Annotated in this window: 14 protein-coding genes; 4 read left to right on the top strand and 10 right to left on the bottom strand. The window is 36.3% G+C overall.

Features of this window, described 5'->3' with window-relative positions; genetic code table 11:
- Positions 1-66 precede the first annotated feature (66 nt).
- Entirely contained in the window at positions 67-1,530 is a 1,464-nt protein-coding gene (locus M2373_RS16405; protein WP_259112132.1) for a hypothetical protein, read from the top strand.
- A 95-nt stretch (positions 1,531-1,625) separates the two neighbouring features.
- Here M2373_RS16405 and M2373_RS16400 read toward each other — a convergent pair whose 3' ends face one another.
- The 4 genes from M2373_RS16400 to M2373_RS16385 all read right to left on the bottom strand — a co-directional run bounded on the left by M2373_RS16400 (position 1,626) and on the right by M2373_RS16385 (position 5,610).
- A complete protein-coding gene (locus M2373_RS16400) occupies positions 1,626-2,972 on the bottom strand; it encodes an alpha-amylase family glycosyl hydrolase (RefSeq protein WP_259112131.1) in 1,347 nt (448 codons plus the stop codon).
- 144 nt (positions 2,973-3,116) lie between these two features.
- Positions 3,117-3,716: a plasmid pRiA4b ORF-3 family protein gene (locus M2373_RS16395; protein WP_259112130.1), complete on the bottom strand. Its 600-nt coding sequence runs from the start codon at positions 3,714-3,716 to the stop codon at positions 3,117-3,119.
- 132 nt (positions 3,717-3,848) lie between these two features.
- Positions 3,849-4,880 (bottom strand): cell wall metabolism sensor histidine kinase WalK, encoded by a 1,032-nt coding sequence (locus tag M2373_RS16390; protein WP_259112129.1) that lies wholly within the window; start codon positions 4,878-4,880, stop codon positions 3,849-3,851.
- Between the two features lie 52 nt (positions 4,881-4,932).
- Complete coding sequence (locus tag M2373_RS16385) at positions 4,933-5,610, bottom strand: response regulator transcription factor (RefSeq protein ID WP_259112128.1); 678 nt, start codon at positions 5,608-5,610, stop codon at positions 4,933-4,935.
- 197 nt (positions 5,611-5,807) lie between these two features.
- On the opposite strand from M2373_RS16385, the gene M2373_RS16380 reads away from it, so the two are divergent.
- From M2373_RS16380 to M2373_RS16370, 3 genes are all read left to right on the top strand, one after another.
- Positions 5,808-8,438 (top strand): TonB-dependent receptor plug domain-containing protein, encoded by a 2,631-nt coding sequence (locus M2373_RS16380; protein WP_259112127.1) that lies wholly within the window; start codon positions 5,808-5,810, stop codon positions 8,436-8,438.
- Positions 8,439-8,471: 33 nt separating this feature from the next.
- The gene (locus M2373_RS16375; protein WP_259112126.1) at positions 8,472-9,692 is read left to right on the top strand and encodes a hypothetical protein; all 1,221 of its coding nucleotides are present in this window, start codon (positions 8,472-8,474) and stop codon (positions 9,690-9,692) included.
- Between the two features lie 219 nt (positions 9,693-9,911).
- Positions 9,912-11,078 (top strand): hypothetical protein, encoded by a 1,167-nt coding sequence (locus M2373_RS16370; RefSeq protein WP_259112125.1) that lies wholly within the window; start codon positions 9,912-9,914, stop codon positions 11,076-11,078.
- Positions 11,079-11,175: 97 nt separating this feature from the next.
- On the opposite strand, the gene M2373_RS16365 is transcribed toward M2373_RS16370, so the two are convergent.
- From M2373_RS16365 to hemL, 6 genes are all read right to left on the bottom strand, one after another.
- Complete coding sequence (locus M2373_RS16365; protein WP_259112124.1) at positions 11,176-12,414, bottom strand: amidohydrolase; 1,239 nt, start codon at positions 12,412-12,414, stop codon at positions 11,176-11,178.
- A gap of 77 nt (positions 12,415-12,491) precedes the next feature.
- Positions 12,492-13,337: a helix-turn-helix domain-containing protein gene (locus M2373_RS16360; protein ID WP_259112123.1), complete on the bottom strand. Its 846-nt coding sequence runs from the start codon at positions 13,335-13,337 to the stop codon at positions 12,492-12,494.
- A 57-nt stretch (positions 13,338-13,394) separates the two neighbouring features.
- Entirely contained in the window at positions 13,395-14,063 is a 669-nt protein-coding gene (locus M2373_RS16355; RefSeq protein ID WP_259112122.1) for an ankyrin repeat domain-containing protein, read from the bottom strand.
- Between the two features lie 17 nt (positions 14,064-14,080).
- Complete coding sequence (locus M2373_RS16350) at positions 14,081-15,412, bottom strand: amidohydrolase (RefSeq protein ID WP_259112121.1); 1,332 nt, start codon at positions 15,410-15,412, stop codon at positions 14,081-14,083.
- Between the two features lie 442 nt (positions 15,413-15,854).
- Entirely contained in the window at positions 15,855-16,397 is a 543-nt protein-coding gene (locus M2373_RS16345; RefSeq protein WP_259112120.1) for a hypothetical protein, read from the bottom strand.
- Positions 16,398-16,649: 252 nt separating this feature from the next.
- The gene (hemL, locus tag M2373_RS16340) at positions 16,650-17,933 is read right to left on the bottom strand and encodes a glutamate-1-semialdehyde 2,1-aminomutase (protein ID WP_259112119.1); all 1,284 of its coding nucleotides are present in this window, start codon (positions 17,931-17,933) and stop codon (positions 16,650-16,652) included.
- Between the last annotated feature and the right edge of the window lie 41 nt (positions 17,934-17,974).

Genomic DNA, 17,974 nt, shown 5'->3' with positions numbered 1-17,974 from the left:
TTTATCAATTTAATTAAAAATAAAAACAAAACATATATTTGCGACCTAATTTCAATATAAAAAACCATGACAAAGAAATTATTTTTAATTGCATTAATCTTAACATACATTCCATTTTTCTCACAAGTTGGAATAAACACTCAATCTCCACATCCTTCTTCTGTTTTAGATGTGACGTCTGATACCAAAGGAATATTACTTCCGAGACTGGCTACTGCTTCAGTAAATAACCTTTCTCAATCTGCAAGTGAGGGGCTTATTGTATTTGATAAAGATCTGAAAACATTTATGGGCTGGGACGGAACCAAATGGATTAACCTGGGTTACGAAGAAATAAACACTGTACCCACCGCTACCAACTTAAGTAGTGGCGGAAGTTTTTCTACCGGAAGTGCCCTTACTGCGAACTATACCTTCTCAGATGTCCAGAGTAATCCGGATGATGCCAGCGCCTTTATATGGAAAAGAGCTGATAATGCCGGTGGTGCCAATACTGCCATTATTACTTCTGCAACCTCCCAGAATTACACTCTTACAGGAGCTGACCAGAGCAAATTTATCCAGTTTTGTGTAACTCCGGGATCTTCCGTGGGAGCATCTCCCGGAACACAGAAATGTTCTGCCTGGGGCGGACCTGTTACAGCCAATCAGGCTCCGACAGCTTCAGGCGTAAATATTTCAGGAACACTCAGCACCGGCCAGGTTCTTACAGGAAACTATACCTACAGTGATGCTGAAGGAAATACAGAAGGAACATCAACCTACAAATGGACACGCGCTGACAACTCAGCAGGATTAAATGAAACATCGATTTCCGGAGCCACTGCCAAAACCTATATACTGACAGCAGGTGATGTTAATAAATATATCAAATTTTATGTAACTCCTGTTGCATCTTCAGGAACAACAACAGGAACTGAAACAGGGTCAGGTTTTGCAGGATCGATTGCTCAGGCTCCTGTAGCTTTAGGAACCTGGGATACGACTCCTCTTTCGGGAGGTACCGCAAACTTCGGACCTTCTCCTTGGGCAGGTACTCCGGCTTCGGGAATTCAAACGGCAAGAATCATCAGAGATACTGGTGCTACGCAGTCCGGATCAGGTTCATCAGGAGCATGGGGTTCTGATGGTTTGAATTCTGGCAATCAGGCTGCTGCCGAAACAGCAAACAAAACATGGATTTTCGAATTTGTACCACAAAGCGGAAAAAGCATATCTCTAACTTCCATTGATGCTTTAGCATTCAGAAAATCGGCAACGGGTCCTAAGGGAGGGCAATATCAATATAAAGTAGGTTCAGGATCGTGGACAGATATTTCCGGTGCTTCAATTTCCGGAATCAGCGGCGGATCTGCCTTAACTGTAAATCAGGCAAGCATTGATCTTTCAGGTATTGCTGCTTTACAAAATGTAACTGCAGATACTACCGTTTCGATACGTCTTGTTTTATGGGGTGCTACTGCTACTGGCGGTACTGCTTACATGGGATACCAGAATCAACAGATTACCATCAAAGGATACGCTCAATAATTAGATTTTTTAACTAAAAACAGGCTGCCTACTAATTTAGGCAGCCTGTTTTCATTTTTTTATATTAAACAGTCGAAATTCTACATTTCAATAATCTATTTTTCAAAAACAGCAAAATCTGAAACTTTAAAATGAAAACTTTTGCCTTCATTAAAGTCTCTCTTTGTTTTTTCAAAGACATTTCTAAAACTTCCGGATACCTGCTCATCTTCAATACTGAAATCTACAGGTTCTTTAGACATATTCAAAACCACTAAAACCTCATCTTTCCCGTTTTTTCTGACGTAGGCCAGAATTTTATCATTAGCAGTCGTATTCAAAAGATATGTAGTCACATTGGAATCACCACCTCTCAATGCAGGATTTGAAGCTTTTAAATTTAATAATGTTTTATAAAAATCTGCCATCTGATAGGTATTGGTCCATTTGATCACGTCTTTTTCAAAAAACTCTAATCTCTTCATATTCGGAAGTTCCTGACCGGAATATAAAAGAGGAACTCCATTCCATGTTGTGGAAAATACAGCCATTGGCTTCGTAATTACAGCATACTTTTCGTATTCTGTGCCATTCCATGAGTTTTCGTCATGATTGGTGGTAAACCAGGCTCTCATCGAAGCATCTCCAATAGCGGAATATTGTATTAGAAGATCTTTCAGCTCTTGAAGCGGTTCATTTTTTTTGTAATAATCTGCCGATTTATGCATCCATTTCCAGGAATAACTTGCATCAAAGACTTTTCCGTATTCAGGGCTTTCAAGTTCATCAAATTCACCTAACCAGAAAAGAGGTTTTATTTTTTCAACTTCAGGGCGGGCCTGCTGCCAAAAATCTACCTCAACCCAAGAAGCAAGATCACATCTGAAGCCATCAATATTGGTTTCTCTCACCCAGTATTTCATCGCATCGATCATTGCAAGACGCATTTCCTGGTTTTTGTAATCCAATTCTATGATATCGTCCATTCCTGAAGCGCGGTGAAAGCTTCCGTCAGCATCTTTCAAGTAAAATTCAGGATGTGTTTTTGTCCATATATGATCCCAGCCGGTATGATTCGCCACCCAGTCGATAATAACTTTAAATCCCAATCTGTGAGCTTCATTCACCATATGTTTGAAATCATCCAGTGTCCCAAACTCAGGATTGATAGAAGTGTAATCTGAAGCCGCATACGGACTTCCCATACTTCCTTTTTTATTTTCCTGTGCTATCGGAGTGATCGGCATAAACCAAAGCGTTCTCACTCCCATGGACTTCAGTCTGGGCATCTCTTTTTCAAATGCTCTGAAGGTTCCTTCTTTTGTATATTGTCTTACGTTTACTTCATAAATATTTGTGGTGTGCTTCCAATCTTTGGGTAAATCCGTCATTTTTCTGGTATTTTGAGTGGTACAGGAAACAATTCCCAGACCAATTACAGCTAATAAAATTAATTTTTTCATTAATTCTCTTTTAACAAAAATAACTATTGTGTTTATAAAAGCATCCTTTTTTCTCGAAAAAACTAAACTTTATCTGATGAATAACGTCATGAAAAAGCCCCGAATTTTCATTCAGGGCTGTATATTTTTTAAAATATCTTCAGACTATCTTTCATCATCGTTGTCATCTTCATCATCGAAAACATCATCATTGTAGTCATCGTCTTCATCATCATCGAAGTTATCATCATCTTCATCTGAGAAGTTGCTGTTACCTCCGAAGTCATCTTCGAAACTAAAGTCATCGTCCATTAAAGGCATTGCCGATTTCTTTTTGGATCCTCCTGCATTTCCGCTTTTACTCGGTGCTTTCAAAGGAACATTTCCAAATCGGTACACCGTAATAGGATAATTTACTCCTTTTGTCTCATCAATCACTTCTACCAGTTCGCAGAAGAATTCCCAAAGATCAAGAAGTCCATATTGAAACTGAGCTTTATCCCCTGCATTTTCAAATGCCTCGTCAATATATACATCCGACATAATTTCACCATCTCCATCATCACTCATATCTTCTAATGGAACACTTTTTACAATTGTTCCATCTTCTTCCAATAAATTAAAAGTTGAAAGCTCTTCACCTTGAAGGCTGAACGCACTTTTAATTCCTAAGTGTAAGTTCCATAGCGTTTGTTTTCCTTTAACCTCGATATCACGGAAAATATCTTCTTTCGCATCTAATATTACGCGGATTTTGTAAACCATATCAGTTTTTAAATTACTTTTTGCCTTAATTATTATGATAAATCTCTATTGCAAATATAAAATAAATGAGATGTGACAAAAAAATATTTCTGGATTTTTTAAAATATTTTTTTTTCTTACATTTTGCAGAAATTATTTACTTTTTTCAAGCATAAAACTGAACTTCGTTCCTTCGAGATATACACTTTCTACTGTAATGTTTTCATTATGAGCTTCAAGAATATGCTTTACAATGGCTAATCCAAGTCCGGAACCGCCTTCGCGTCTGCTTCGGCTGGTTTCCACCCGGTAAAATCTTTCAAAAATCCTTGGCAGACTTTCCGGCTTGATGCCCATTCCGTTATCGATAACTTCAATCAGCACTTTATTTTTAAGAATACTGGTTTTCACCACTACCCTTGCTTCCTGCCTGTTGGCGTAATGAATGGCATTGGAAATTAAATTAATGAAAACCTGTGAAACTTTTTGTTTGTCTGCATCCACAAAAATCTGAGGATGTAAGGTCTGAATCTGTAATGTTGTATTGTGTTTTTCAGCTTCAAGATCAAGAAGATCAAAAATCTCTTTAATTAAAAGATTAACATCAAATTTTGACACCGTAAGATTGATTTCTCCGGCTTCAAGCCTGTTGATCATATCTAAATCTGTTACAATGGCAATTAACCGCTCTACAGATTTATCAATTCGCTCTAAATATTTATCACGAATCGTAAGGTTGTCAACACCACCGTCTCTCAGCGTTTCAACATATCCCTGAATAGAAAACAGAGGTGTTTTAAGTTCATGAGAAACATTTCCGATGTATTCTTTACGATAACTTTCCATCTCCTTCATCATGTCGATTTCGGTGACTTTCTGCTGATTGAGATCGGAAAATCTTTCTCCCAGTTCTTTGATGGTAATATTTTCATCATTATCATGAACAATTTCCTGTGGCAGAATCTGCGAAAGACCACGTACCTGTTTTTTTCCGTAATAGTTAAACAGAAGCTCCAACACTACATAATTAATGATAAAAATAAAGACAAGGCATATAAACAAGCCAATTTTAAAGAAAGGAGTGCTATAATAGATATCCTTTAGTGAATCAAAAATGATGACTAAAAGAAACATCACCAATGTCAAAAGACAAGAGGCGACGAGAGTAAGTCTGTAAAATTTCAATTTTACAAAGATTTTAAAGGTTGATGTAAAGGTAAAAAATTGAAATTGAGTATTAAACAATAAGTTTATACCCAATTCCTTTTAGTGTCTGAATGGTATTAATACCAAGCTTTTCTCTTAATCTTCTGATATGAACATCAATCGTTCTTTCTCCTACGATCACGTCATTACCCCAGACTTTCTCCAGAATTTCTTCTCTTTTGAAAACTTTTTCTGTGTTTGAAGCTAAAAGATACAGTAAATCGAATTCCTTTTTCGGAAGAAGAAACTGCTGTCCGCTTTTGGAAACTCTGAAGTTATCTTTATCAATCACCAAATCACCGATTTCAATTAATTTAGCATTATCAGAAACCTGAGAGGTTAATTGTAACAATGCATTTACTTTAGAAATAAGGATTTTCGGTTTGATCAGCTTCACGATATAATCATTAGCTCCTGCCTGAAAACCTGCTAGCTGAGAAAACTCTTCGCTTCTTGCAGAAAGAAAAACAATTAATGATTTTTGAAGTTCCTTAATCTTGCGAAGCTCCTGACAGGTTTCGATACCATCTTTTTCGGGCATCATAACATCTAACAGAATAAGATCGGGGATGATTTCTTTGGCTTTTTCGATACCTTCGTTACCGTTTGTGGCTGTATAGATATCGTAGCCTTCTTTTTCTAAGTTGTAAGACAGAATCTCTAAAATATCCAGTTCATCGTCTATTAAGAGGATTTTCTTTTGGTTCATTTTTAATTTTTACGATTCAAAGTTAATAATATTTTAATCACAGTTTAACAAAACGGGGATCGTTCACATAAAGTTAACAATAAATTCCTTTTGTTAATGTTTAGTTAAGAAAAATTTAAATTTTACTAAACCATTTACAACCTTATTGTTTTATTCCTTTGCACCGAAAGAATCTAGTAAATAAAGTAAGTAAAATAATGAAAATTTATAAACTTAGCGTTGCAGTCTTATTTTTATCCGGATCAATATTGTATGCTCAGGAAACTGAGAAAGATACTATTACAAAGGAGAAAAAAATTGAAGGCGTAGTAATCCAGGGAAACAGCAGCAAGAAAACCGAAACTGCTGTATTAGGAGAACAAAAGAAAGCGATTATTCAAAAGCAGGCTGTAAGTGCTGAAGAAATTTCCAGAAAAGGGATTTCCAACGTAGAGCAGGGTCTTACCAAGGTAACCGGAATCACTACGGTGGAAGGAAGAGGACTTTTCGTAAGAGGTCTGGAAGAAAGATACAATTATCTGTTGATTAACGGTCTTGGATCTCCTTCTAACAACCCTTTTCAGAAGATTATTGCTTTAAAGCAATTTCCAACGGATGTGGTAGGTAAATTGAATATCTATAAAACATTCAACTCCAATCTTTACGGAGATTTCGCGGGAGCTACTTTCGATATTGAAACTTTAACGATTGATAAGCCTTTTACAAAGGTGGAATTTGGGATTGGAGTGAATACCTTAAGTACATTTAAAGATGGCTTTAAAGTTTCTGAAGGTGCATCTGGCATGAATGGTTATTTAGGACTGAATTCGGAGGACAAAAAATTACCTTCAGCAATCAGAGATTCCAGACCTAATAACTATAGATTTTCAGGAAATGAATCTTTATCTCAGTTTAAAGATAGCTGGAATGTAGATAATGTAAAATCTATGCCTAATACAAGTATCGGATTTACGACTGTTCAAAAAACAAAAGTTGGAGAAACTGGTAATCTGGGTATTTTATTTTCATTAAACCAAAGCTCAGAATATTCTTTTAAAGAAGGAGCGAAAAATCAGTTTAAAGATTTTGGAGGTGTTATCAATCTGAATAATGACCTTTTAAGAAAACAATATAATTACGAAATCGAATCTTCTGCATTATTAGGTTTTGGATATAAAAATAAGGGTACTCAAATCAACTTGAATACGATGTTTTTACAAAACGTAAATAATATTATAGAAGATTATTACGGATATAAAAATAACCAAGTTCAGAATAGAGATATTGGATTTTTCAGAACCAATCAGCAGGATTTATCAAGATTTTTAAATATCCAATTAACCGGATCTCAAAAACTTGGTGATAGACATCAGATAAAAGCAGGAGGAAGTTATGTGTTGAATAATTATCAACAACCCGACAGAAAAATTATGGAAGGTAGCCGCCAGGATTTAAATGGAAATAATTTATCTGACAATCAGTTACTTTTAACATACGGAGGAAATAATATCATCCGACAATATCTTGATGTAAACTCAAGATTCTACGGTTCTGCTTATGGTGAATATTCAGTATTTTTAGGAGAAAAGGGAGACAAAAAAGATTATCCAATGCAGTTATCAATTGGATATAACGGATTTGCAGATTTAAGAAAAACGTCTTACCGTTTTATCTTCGGAAAACCAAATGGAACTGCAGGGCAAAGCTTTATCATTGATAAAAATAGCCCTCAGGAGAAATTTAATCAGGACTTAGCAAACAATCTTTTCTTTTTCCAGGAAGAGTCTGACAGTTATAAATTCTTTACAAGCATGTATCAGTTTGTGAATGCAGGGTATATTAACTTTAATTACAAACCTTCAGAAAGTTGGGATTTCTTGCTTGGAGCTCGTTACGAGAACGATATGACTTTAATTCGTTTTTCTCAGCAAGGTGATACTCAAAAGCAAAATAAAGAAAAAAACAGAGATTTATTCCTTCCTTCAATCTCTATTAAAAAGGCACTTAATAATAAAAACAATTTGAGATTTGCATTCAGTAAAACAGTTACAAGACCTGTTCTTATTGAAACAATGGATATTGATTATATTAATCCTGATAACGAAACAATCAGAGGTAATCCTAATATTGAAAACAGTGACAACTATAACTTTGACTTAAAGTGGGAATATTTCCCTACAAGCAAAGAAATGTTCTCTGTAAATTTATTTGCAAAAAGAATCAACAACGCTATTGAGAGATCATTTGTTTCTTCTGGAGATGCTAATGGGGTTACAGTTACTTTCTATAATGCTAAAAAAGCAGATTTAGCTGGTATTGAACTAGAAGGAATTATTAGTCTTGGAAGAATTTCTGAATCTTTAAATAAATTTACATTAGGAGCAAACGCTACATTCATGTATACAGATGTTGAAAGAAGTGATCTTCAGTTACAACTTGAAAAACCAAATCCCGATTTCTATAAAGGTGAGTTAAGAAAAAGAGGTCTGCAGGGAGCTGCTCCTTACACCATCAATGCCGATTTGAAATATGAAACAAAAACTAGAAATAATCTTAGCAGAACATTCTCTTTGGTTTATAATGTTTCAGGATCTAAAATTTATGCTGTAGGAACTTCAGGATCTGATAACTTTTACGAAAAACCTTTCCACCAATTAGATTTTGTATATCAAGAACAAATTACTAAAAACTGGAATGTAAAAGCCGGTGTTCAAAATATCTTAAACAATAAATACAGAATTCTACTTGGAGACAAGAGCTATTATAATGTTGAAACCAATGGAATCAACACTTATACAGACTATTTCAGAGGAATCAATTTTAATCTAACAGTAGGTTACACTTTCTAATAAAATTTAATAAAGAATAAAATAAGTATAAAAATGAAAAGAAGATTTTTACCATTAGTGACGTTAACATTTGCGTTGACACTAGCTCTAAACTCATGTACTATCGAAGTAAATGATGGTTTAGAAAATGGCACAGTAACAACTCCGGGAACTACAGAAAGTGTATTAAGCGGAAGTGGAACATTATCAGGAACTATTTCAAAAGACCTTTTGATCAAAAAAGGGAACTATACATTAAAAGGGATTGTTAAGATTACAGGAAATGCAACTCTTACAATTGAAGCAGGCGCTAATTTCACAGTCGATACTTCTACAAACAGCAGTTTAGTAGTGCTTCAGGACGGAAAAATCAATGCTGTAGGTACGGCTTCAGAACCAATTGTATTTACTACAACTACAAAAACTCCTGGGGATTGGGGCGGAATTACATTATATGGAAATGCCCCTATCAAAGCTATCAACGGAACGACTACTGCTCTTTCTGAAGATGGAAATGCTGTCTATTATGGTGGAAATGATGCTAATTCAAACTCTGGAACAATGAAATTTGTTCGTGTAGAATATGCAGGTAAAAAAATCGGTGACGGAACTTCTGAAACCAACTCCATGACCTTCTACTCTGTGGGAGCAGGAACAACTCTTGAAAATCTTGTTTCTTACAAAGGAACGGATGACGGTTTCGAATTCTTCGGAGGGACAGTAAGTGCAAAAAATATTGTAGCATATGGAAACTACGATGATTCTTTTGACTGGCAAGATGCTTGGAGCGGACAAAACAATACAAACTGGTATGCCTTCCAAACAAGTGTTGGTAATTTTGGAATGGAGATTGAAGCATCAAGTAATATTGACAATGTAGCTCCAAAAATCTCTAACATCACATTAATCAGAGATGCCAACACAAACCCTGAAACACCTAACTCTTCAGAAATCTCTGCTATACAGTTTAAAAAGCAAGGGACAGGAATTTTTTCTAACGTTTATATCAGCGGATACAAAAATACAGGAAATCAGAAAGCTTATGCCGTTCTTATTCAGGATGCTGCTACTGAAACAAGCCAGGTAAACACAAACAAAATTGCTGTTACCCCAATGACTTATTTAAATTCTGATAACCCTGGAGTTTGGGGATATGCTTACACTCCAAATGGAGCGAAGACTTTCACTAACGCAACAACAGTGACCAAAGTATCTTTAACTCCGGGAGCGTGGGCTACGGTAGACGGAGTAAATCTTTTAGCAGGATTACAATAATTAGTAATTAGTTTCTTCATATCAAATTAAATCCCCCTTGAAAATATTTTTCAAGGGGATTTTTATGACGTTATTATTTATGTAAGAATAAATATTGAAAAAATGAATTGGGAGAATAATCAGAAAAATGGTAATTTGGTACTCGAATTTACTATTTTCGGTTTTTGCATCCTATCATTCATAATTAAAATTAGTAAAAGATAAAAATTTAAAAATATTATGAAAAAAAATCCTTTAAAATTAATCATTGCATCCTTGATCATAAGCACATCATTTGCAATCCAGTCCTGCAGTAAAGATGAGTATAACATCGTTACCATCCCTGCCGTAGGTATCGCTCAGGACCCTGGTAATTTTAAAGGAGATATTCCCAACGGACAAACCGTTACCTTAGATCCTACCAAAACGTATCAGTTAACAGGTGCCGTTGTTATTAAAAACGGCGGAAAGCTTGTGATTCCGGCAGGAACAAGAATTGTAGCAACGGTCGGCGCTTCAGCTTTCGTTATCGTTGAACAGGGCGGCCAATTATTCGCCAACGGAACCTCTGGTTCTCCGGTCTTATTTACATCTTCTGATACCACGCCCGGAAGCTGGGGAGGTATTGTTCTCTGTGGTAAAGCCCCGATCAATGTTGGCTCTTCTTCAATTTCGGAAATAGGAAATTTAACTTACGGAGGCATCGATATCGCTGACACTTCAGGATCAATAAGCTTTGTAAGGGTTGAGTATGCTGGTGCAGTGTATACAGGAGATAAAAAATTCAACGGTCTTTCTCTGTTTGGGGTCGGCAATACAACAAAAGTTGAAAATGTAGCCCTGGTAAACGGAGCCGATGACGGAATCCAAATCTATGGAGGAACCGTAAATGTTTCAAATATTGTTTCTCTGGCCAATGACAATAATGCCTTTGTCTGGAGTGAAGGCTGGAAAGGAACAGCTAATAATATTTATACAAAAAGAAAAGCTGACGGTACAGGAAATACAGGAATTAAGGGGATTAACAGTCCCAATAATCAAAATGCTTCTCCGAGATCCAATCCGACAATTAAAAACGTTACGTTTATCGGAGGGACCACAGGAGAGGCTGATGCGATCCAGCTAAAGTCGGGTACCTATGCCAATCTTGAAAATGTAGTGATCTCCAACTGGAATACAGGTGTTAATCTGGAAAGTGATTCTACGGTAACCTATTTTAATGGTAAGAAAAGAATTAAAGATGTCTTTTTTGATACCAATGTTACCACCAAAGTTTCAGCAAAATCCAGTGCCGGAGCTAATATTCCGATACTAGACAGCACCTATATTGAAAAAGCTGATGCTACCGGAGCCGGAAACGGAATTGCTACTCCGACATGGGCAACAGGCTGGTCTGGTTTACAATAAATAAATTTCTCTGTAAAATATGATTAGGCTCGGAAAGCTTTGCTTTCCGAGCCTAATCGATTATAAAAACAAGTATTAAAAAAAATATAGTCCGTCTTTACTCTTTCCAAAAAAGATTTCCTTTATTCATAAGAGCTTCTACATCAGACATTCTTGAAACAGCTTCTGCTGAACAGCTGGCATCCACTAAAACAATATCAGCGACATCTCCAGTTTTCGGCCATTGCTCCTCCCCTTTGTCATTTAAAGGAATGATACTCTGAGTCGCAAATTCCAGAGCTCTTGACAATTGATATTCTGTTCTGTAGCCATATAATTCGGAAATTAAATTGGCTTTCTGTAACATATTTCCCGATCCAAAAGTGCTCCAGTAATCCTGTACATTATCATTTCCTATCAGCACCTGTACGCCATACTTTTTTAAAGTAGGAATCGGCATTACTTTCCCGCTGAATGGAACTGATGAAGCAATACCAACCTTAGCAGCAGCCAGTTTTTCAGCAATTTCTTCCGCCTCTTTTGGAGAAAGGTGTGCTAATGCAAAAGCATGGCTTACAAAAGTTTTTCCCTGAAGTTCAGGATTCTCAACAGCTTTATCAATTAAGTAATTAATGGTTTTCATTCCGGACTCTCCTACTTCATGCAAATGAATATCAATCCCTTTATGATGGTCTAAAGCCAACTGAACGGTAACATCCAGTACTTTCTCAATACTGCCGTCAATACTCAGCGGATCAACCCCACCAATGAAACCTACCTGCGGCAATTTTACCGCTTCTTTCAGTAGAGGAACAGAATCTGTATAATATAAACCGTGCTGAGGAAAAGCTACCAGCTCTGCCCCGAAAGAATCTTTTTTATTGTCCAGCGCTTTCTCCAGATTTTCTAAAGATTGTAAGCCTGAAGTAGGATCCACATTGAAATGAGTTCTTGCATAATTGGTTCCATACCCTTGTAACAGATCAATAAGCTGTCCTGCTCTTTCTACAGACGTTTTTAAAAGTCCGGGAATGATCTCCTGCTCATAAGCGATCATATCTTTTACCGTCTTTTTCTTAGGTGAAAGTGTCTGCCAGGGAAGTCCGTACCAGGTTTTATCCAAATGAACGTGCATATCCCGAAAAGCAGGAAGCATCAGTTTTCCTTTGGCATCTATAGCATTAGAATTTGGATTATTAGGAGATATATTCTTAATTTTCCCGTTTTCAATTTCAACAGAGAACAAATCGGTTTTTGTATGAATGACCTCTTCATTATCATATTCAAAACCTGTTTCCAGGCGGACATTTTTCAAGGTATAACTCCCTTTTGCGACAAGCTGATATGGTGATTGCATGATTTTATTTTAGTCCTACAAAATTACATGCACCAAATGGTAAACAGATGTATAAATTATGTCTTGTTTTGTATAGATTATTCTTTGAATTGCGAAGGTGTCATCCCGGTCTGAACCTTAAAAAATTTTGAAAAACTGGCATGATCATAAAATCCGAGATCATACACAATGTCTTTCACAGACATTTCCGAAACTTTAAGCAGACGCTTGGCTTCCAGTAAAATTCGGTCCTGAATTAATGATGAAGCCGACCGGTTAAGATTTTTCTTACAGACAATATTTAAATAATTAGCTGAAATACTAAGTTTTTCGGCATAGAAAGAAACGGAGCGTTCCGTCTTAAAATGTTGGTCAATTAAGTTTAAAAATTTAGAAATAATAGGATTCGAATTGTAAATTTCAAAATCTTTGAAAGCACCTTCCACCGATTTGCTGACCAGCAAACCGATAAGCTCGCTTCTTTTCTGAATAAGCTCCCAAAATATATTTTCGTCACTTAATTCCTTTTGGATAGCCTGAAATTCGTGTAAAAGTAACTGATAAATTTCTTCTGAAACGGTAATTGCAGGATGGTTTTGATAATAAGAGCCGGAAAACCTCAAGGCCGGAAGAAAACTTTCATACCAGCCCCTGCTGATCATCAGTTGATAGCCTACTGTTTCTTTTTCGATCGTCCACTGATGAACCTGATCCGGAAAAACAAGATGAATCTGGCGGCTTTCCACCTGATAATCAACAAAATCAATTACATGAACGCCTCTTCCTTTTTCAAAAAGATTGATAATGAAAAAATCATGTTTATGAGGTTCATCAATTCTGCGTTCGCCATGCAGTTCATTAAATAACAAATTGCAACCCTGTGTTTGTTTTTCTGCAAACTCATGAATACCTAAAATAGGAAAATGATCTGGCGGCTGGCTCATTGTAAGGATTTTCTCCTAAAATAATTAAAATTTGCGAGAGAAAACCATTAATTAGTTTTAAGAGGTTAAAATTTCAACAATTTCTTTAAATCCTAAGTCTTTAGCATGTTGTAAAGGTATCTTTCCCTCTTTATCGGGAATGCTCAGATCAGCACCGTTTTCTTTTAATATTGAAACAATTTCCTGATATTTCTTACCTCCATTTCCTAAAATAACAGCTTCCATCAATGCCGTCCAGCCTAACCGGTTGACATGATTTACGGGAAATCCTTTTGTGCTAACCAAAACTTTTACAGTTTCTACATGACCTCTTTCGCATGCAGGAATCAAGGCGGTTCCGTTGTAGCGGTTGAAAATATCAAAACGGGCACCATTTTTCAGAAAAAGCTTCACCAATTCGGTCTGTCCACTGGCTCCGGCATATAAAAAAGCGCTGTCCGACTGATGGTCCTGAAGATTGACATCAGCTTTGTAAGACACCAGTAGTTTTACCATTTCAAGCTGCTTATTGATCGTGGCAATCAATAACAAAGAACGTCCGTTTTTATCCTGATAATTTATATTTGCTCCATTTCCAAATGCTGATTTTACAGCTGATATATCATTTTTCTTTACAAGATCTACTATAGTGCTTTGTTGCATGACATTTTCTTTTGGAGGATTGATAGAATTTATTCCACAGGCATTAAGACTTCCGAACGATAAAAGAAACACTAATGTTTTCATGACATTAATTTTTAAGACTAAAACACAATATTTCCCTGATGAATCAATGATTCTACATTTGAAATCCTTGAAACTGCTTCCGCAGAACAGCTTGCATGCAGGAATACCAAATCTGCCTGATCTCCTACTTTAGGCCATTGCTGAGTTCCTTTATCATCCAGAGGCAGAATATTTCCGGTAGCCAGTTTCAGGCTTCTCGATAACAAAAATTCTGTTGACTGTCCATATAACTGTGCCATCAGGTTAGCTTTTTGAAGCACACTTCCCGTTCCGAAAGTATTCCAATGGTCAACAATACTGTCATTTCCTGTGAGAACTTCCACATTATGCTTGTATAAAGTCGGAATCGGCATGATAAGGCTTCCGAAAGGAATCGTAGAAACAATTCCGATTTTTGCATTACCAAGTTTTTCTGCAACTTCTTCCTGCTTTACTTTTTCCAATTTTCCTAAAACAAAGCAGTGACTTAAATAAGTTTTTCCTTTTAAGGCAGGATTTTCATTCACTTTATCAATTAAATACTCAACTGTTTTCAAACCGGAATCTCCGCTTTCATGTAAATGAATATCAATTCCTTTTTTGTGATCTAAAGCCAGCTGTACGGTAAAATCAATAGTCTTTTCAACAGCCCCGTCAATAGTAAAAGGATCTACCCCACCAATGAAATCTATATCCATGGCTGCAGCTTCCTTCAAATACGGAGCAGAGTCTGTATAAAACACTCCATGCTGCGGAAAAGCTACCAGTTCGGCACCAAAAGTCTTCTTTTTATTTTCTAATGCTTTCTGAAGATTTTTTAAAGACTGCAATTTTGAAGTTGGCTCAATATTTACATGGCTTCTGGCGAAAGATGTTCCTTTTGACTGTAGCAGTTCAATCATTTTTTCGGCTTTAAAAGTCGAGTTTTTCAACATTTCAGGAAGTATTTTCTGTTCCAGGGCAATCATTCCTTTTACACCACCCGTTCTTTTTCTTACAGCCTGCCATTTATCTCCATAAAATGTTTTGTCCAGGTGAATATGCATATCTTTGAAAGCCGGAAGCATCAAAAGACCTTTGGCATCTATGGCTTTTGCATTGGGCTGATTGGCTGAAATTTTTATTATTTTACCGTTTTCAATCTCGATATAAAAAAGATCTGTTTTTGTAGCAACGACTTCTCCCTCTTCATATTGAAAACCTGTTTCCAAACGAACATTTTTCAGGCTTAGCTTTCCTTTGCCAGCAATAGTCGGAGTATCAAAAATCGAGTTTGCCATCATCATATTGGGAGCAAAAGCTATTCCGGCCATTGCCAGTACTGAATTTTTAAGAAAATCTTTGCGTGATATGTTGTCTGAAGTCTTCATTTCCAATTTATTTATTACAAAATTATAAATAAGCGGGAAGAATGAAGTGTATGGTTTATAACAGTGTTTGTACTATTTATTATATACGCAGAAGTTGTTTAAACTTTTAATTTGGTTTACTTTTTAAATTGATCGATATTACCTGTAAACATTGTAAAGTTTATCCTCGGTCAGGTTTAAAAACTGACTACTAAATACCAGAGTTGATCGTACATAAAAAAGGACGAAGTTTGAAACCTCGTCCTTTAATTTTTTCAAAACTATGTTGTTAAAACATCGGTTCAGTAGTCATTGTATAACTTCTGGCAACTCCACTTAAGTTTGTTACCGTTATAGTATTTTGAGTAGGTTTTGATATTGTAAAACGTACAGGAAGTGCTGTACTATTTATCTCATAAGTAATCGTATTTCCACTTGCTGTTCGTGTGGTGGTCGCGAGAGTTCAGCTATCCACTGCAACTCCAAGCAATCCTAAAGCTTTTCTCCCATAGTTAAATGTAGCCATTACATTAGCTCCGGCACTCGTACTGTTTATTGCTACTCTAATATTCAAAATACCATTAAGCCCACTTGTAGCATCTGTAAGCGTGGTAGATTCACCATCATTAAGTGTAAAAGTCTGCACTTGCTTATGAATTCTACTCGTCACATCTCCTGTTACATCATTATAGGACAGATATCTGATGATACCGTCCGCATTAAGAGCTGTTGAGGCAAGAAGATTTCTCAGTCTGATAGCATCATTAACTGCATCTGCATCTATCTTTTTTTGCGGAGCCGCTACAGAAACACCCAAATTACCGGCATCAGTCAAAGTTAATACTTCAGTATTACTGGAATTATTCACTTTAACAGCTTTCGTAGCTGCCGTATTCCCTTTTGATAAAATGTCAAGACTTGCTACAGGCGTAGAATTGTTGATACCTACTTGAGCAGTTGCAAATACTGAGGACAGTATCATTAATGATAAGATTTTTTTCTTCATTTCGGTTCTTTTTAATAAGTTAGAATTTTAATTATGGTTTTTTCTTCGTTAAAAAGCTCTATTAATTAAAGCTTTTCTATAATGAAGTGTCTATTAACAAATATAAAGCCAGATTTTGAAATTCTCCTTAAACATTTTAACCCAACAGTGTAATTTCTTTTACTAAAATACAAAAATTTCTATTATTATTTCATTTAGAATAAAATAATAATAGAAATTTCATAAAACACTTAATCTTATATATGATTATTTCTAAGAATATTCGAATTTTCTTACAGCTTCCAGCGTTCTGTCGATTTCTTTATCTTTAATGGCATCACTGATGAAATAAGTCTCATAGCCACTTGGCGGAAGATAAATTCCATTGGTAAGCATCTTATGGAAAAAATTATTGAACAGTGCGTGATTTGCTTCCTGAGCTTCATCAAAATTAGAAACTCTGTTGGTATGGAAGAAAACAGACATCATTGATCCTTTTCTATTGATTTTATGAGCAATTCCTTTTTCGTTTAAAATTTTTCCAATTTCAAAATCCAAGGTTTCTGTCGTTTTGCTTAATCTGTTGAAGAAGTCGGGATCATTTTTAATAAGTTGTAAAGTTTTTAAACCTGCTCTCATTGCTAAAGGATTTCCACTTAATGTTCCGGCCTGATATACTCCGCCTTTTGGAGCTAGGTGATCCATAATTTCATTTCTTCCGGCAAAAGCTCCTACAGGAAGACCTCCTCCGATTACCTTTCCGTAAGTCACCAAATCTGCTTTTACGTTAAAAAGCTCCTGAGCACCTCCAAAAGCGAGTCTGAAACCAGTCATTACCTCATCAAAAATCAATAAGGCTCCATTTTCGTCACAGATTTTTCTTAATTTCTGAAGAAATTCATTTTCAGGAAGTACACAACCCATATTTCCGGCAACAGGCTCAATAATAACCGCTGCAATTTCACCCTGATTATGTCTGAACAGATCCTCAACCTGCTCAAAATCATTATATCTGGCTAGTAAAGTATCTTTTGCCGTTCCTGACGTTACTCCCGGAGAATTTGGATTTCCAAAAGTCGCCGCACCGCTTCCCGCTTTAATCAAAAATGAATCTGAGTGACCGTGATAACATCCTTCAAATTTTATAAATTTATCTCTCCCTGTAAAACCTCTGGCCAGTCTGATCGCGCTCATACAGGCTTCTGTTCCTGAAGAAACCATTCTGATCTGGTCGATATTCGGAACATTTCCTACAATGAATTTTGCAATTTCAGTTTCCAGCTCAGTTGGTGCACCGAAAGAAAACCCTTTCTCAGCCTGAATTTTTAATTCTTCCAGAACTTCAGGATGTGTATGCCCTAAAATGGCAGGCCCCCAGGAATTTATATAATCAATATAGGTGTTGTCATCGGCGTCGGTAAGGTAAGCTCCTTTTGCAGATTTCATAAAAACCGGCACTCCTCCTACTGATTTGAATGCACGGACCGGAGAATTTACTCCTCCCGGTATGTATTGGTAAGCTTCATCGAATAAAGCTGAACTTCTTTGGTATTTCATATATCGTTGTTGGTTGAATAGTCCATGGGTAATAGTCGTCA

The organism is Chryseobacterium sp. JUb7, assembly GCF_024806495.1.
In the GTDB taxonomy this organism is placed as follows: domain Bacteria; phylum Bacteroidota; class Bacteroidia; order Flavobacteriales; family Weeksellaceae; genus Chryseobacterium.
This window is presented reverse-complemented; position numbering and strand designations above follow the sequence as displayed.

What these genes read in the sequence shown, in the direction of transcription:
- M2373_RS16365 (WP_259112124.1), bottom strand. Translation starts at nt 12,414, where the DNA reads ATGCAATCACCATATCAGCTTGTCGCAAAAGGGAGTTATACCTTGAAA.
- M2373_RS16400 (WP_259112131.1), bottom strand. Translation starts at nt 2,972, where the DNA reads ATGAAAAAATTAATTTTATTAGCTGTAATTGGTCTGGGAATTGTTTCC.
- M2373_RS16355 (WP_259112122.1), bottom strand. Translation starts at nt 14,063, where the DNA reads ATGAAAACATTAGTGTTTCTTTTATCGTTCGGAAGTCTTAATGCCTGT.
- M2373_RS16395 (WP_259112130.1), bottom strand. Translation starts at nt 3,716, where the DNA reads ATGGTTTACAAAATCCGCGTAATATTAGATGCGAAAGAAGATATTTTC.
- M2373_RS16375 (WP_259112126.1), top strand. Translation starts at nt 8,472, where the DNA reads ATGAAAAGAAGATTTTTACCATTAGTGACGTTAACATTTGCGTTGACA.
- M2373_RS16350 (WP_259112121.1), bottom strand. Translation starts at nt 15,412, where the DNA reads ATGAAGACTTCAGACAACATATCACGCAAAGATTTTCTTAAAAATTCA.
- M2373_RS16360 (WP_259112123.1), bottom strand. Translation starts at nt 13,337, where the DNA reads ATGAGCCAGCCGCCAGATCATTTTCCTATTTTAGGTATTCATGAGTTT.
- M2373_RS16380 (WP_259112127.1), top strand. Translation starts at nt 5,808, where the DNA reads ATGAAAATTTATAAACTTAGCGTTGCAGTCTTATTTTTATCCGGATCA.
- M2373_RS16370 (WP_259112125.1), top strand. Translation starts at nt 9,912, where the DNA reads ATGAAAAAAAATCCTTTAAAATTAATCATTGCATCCTTGATCATAAGC.
- hemL (WP_259112119.1), bottom strand. Translation starts at nt 17,933, where the DNA reads ATGAAATACCAAAGAAGTTCAGCTTTATTCGATGAAGCTTACCAATAC.
- M2373_RS16385 (WP_259112128.1), bottom strand. Translation starts at nt 5,610, where the DNA reads ATGAACCAAAAGAAAATCCTCTTAATAGACGATGAACTGGATATTTTA.
- M2373_RS16345 (WP_259112120.1), bottom strand. Translation starts at nt 16,397, where the DNA reads ATGAAGAAAAAAATCTTATCATTAATGATACTGTCCTCAGTATTTGCA.
- M2373_RS16405 (WP_259112132.1), top strand. Translation starts at nt 67, where the DNA reads ATGACAAAGAAATTATTTTTAATTGCATTAATCTTAACATACATTCCA.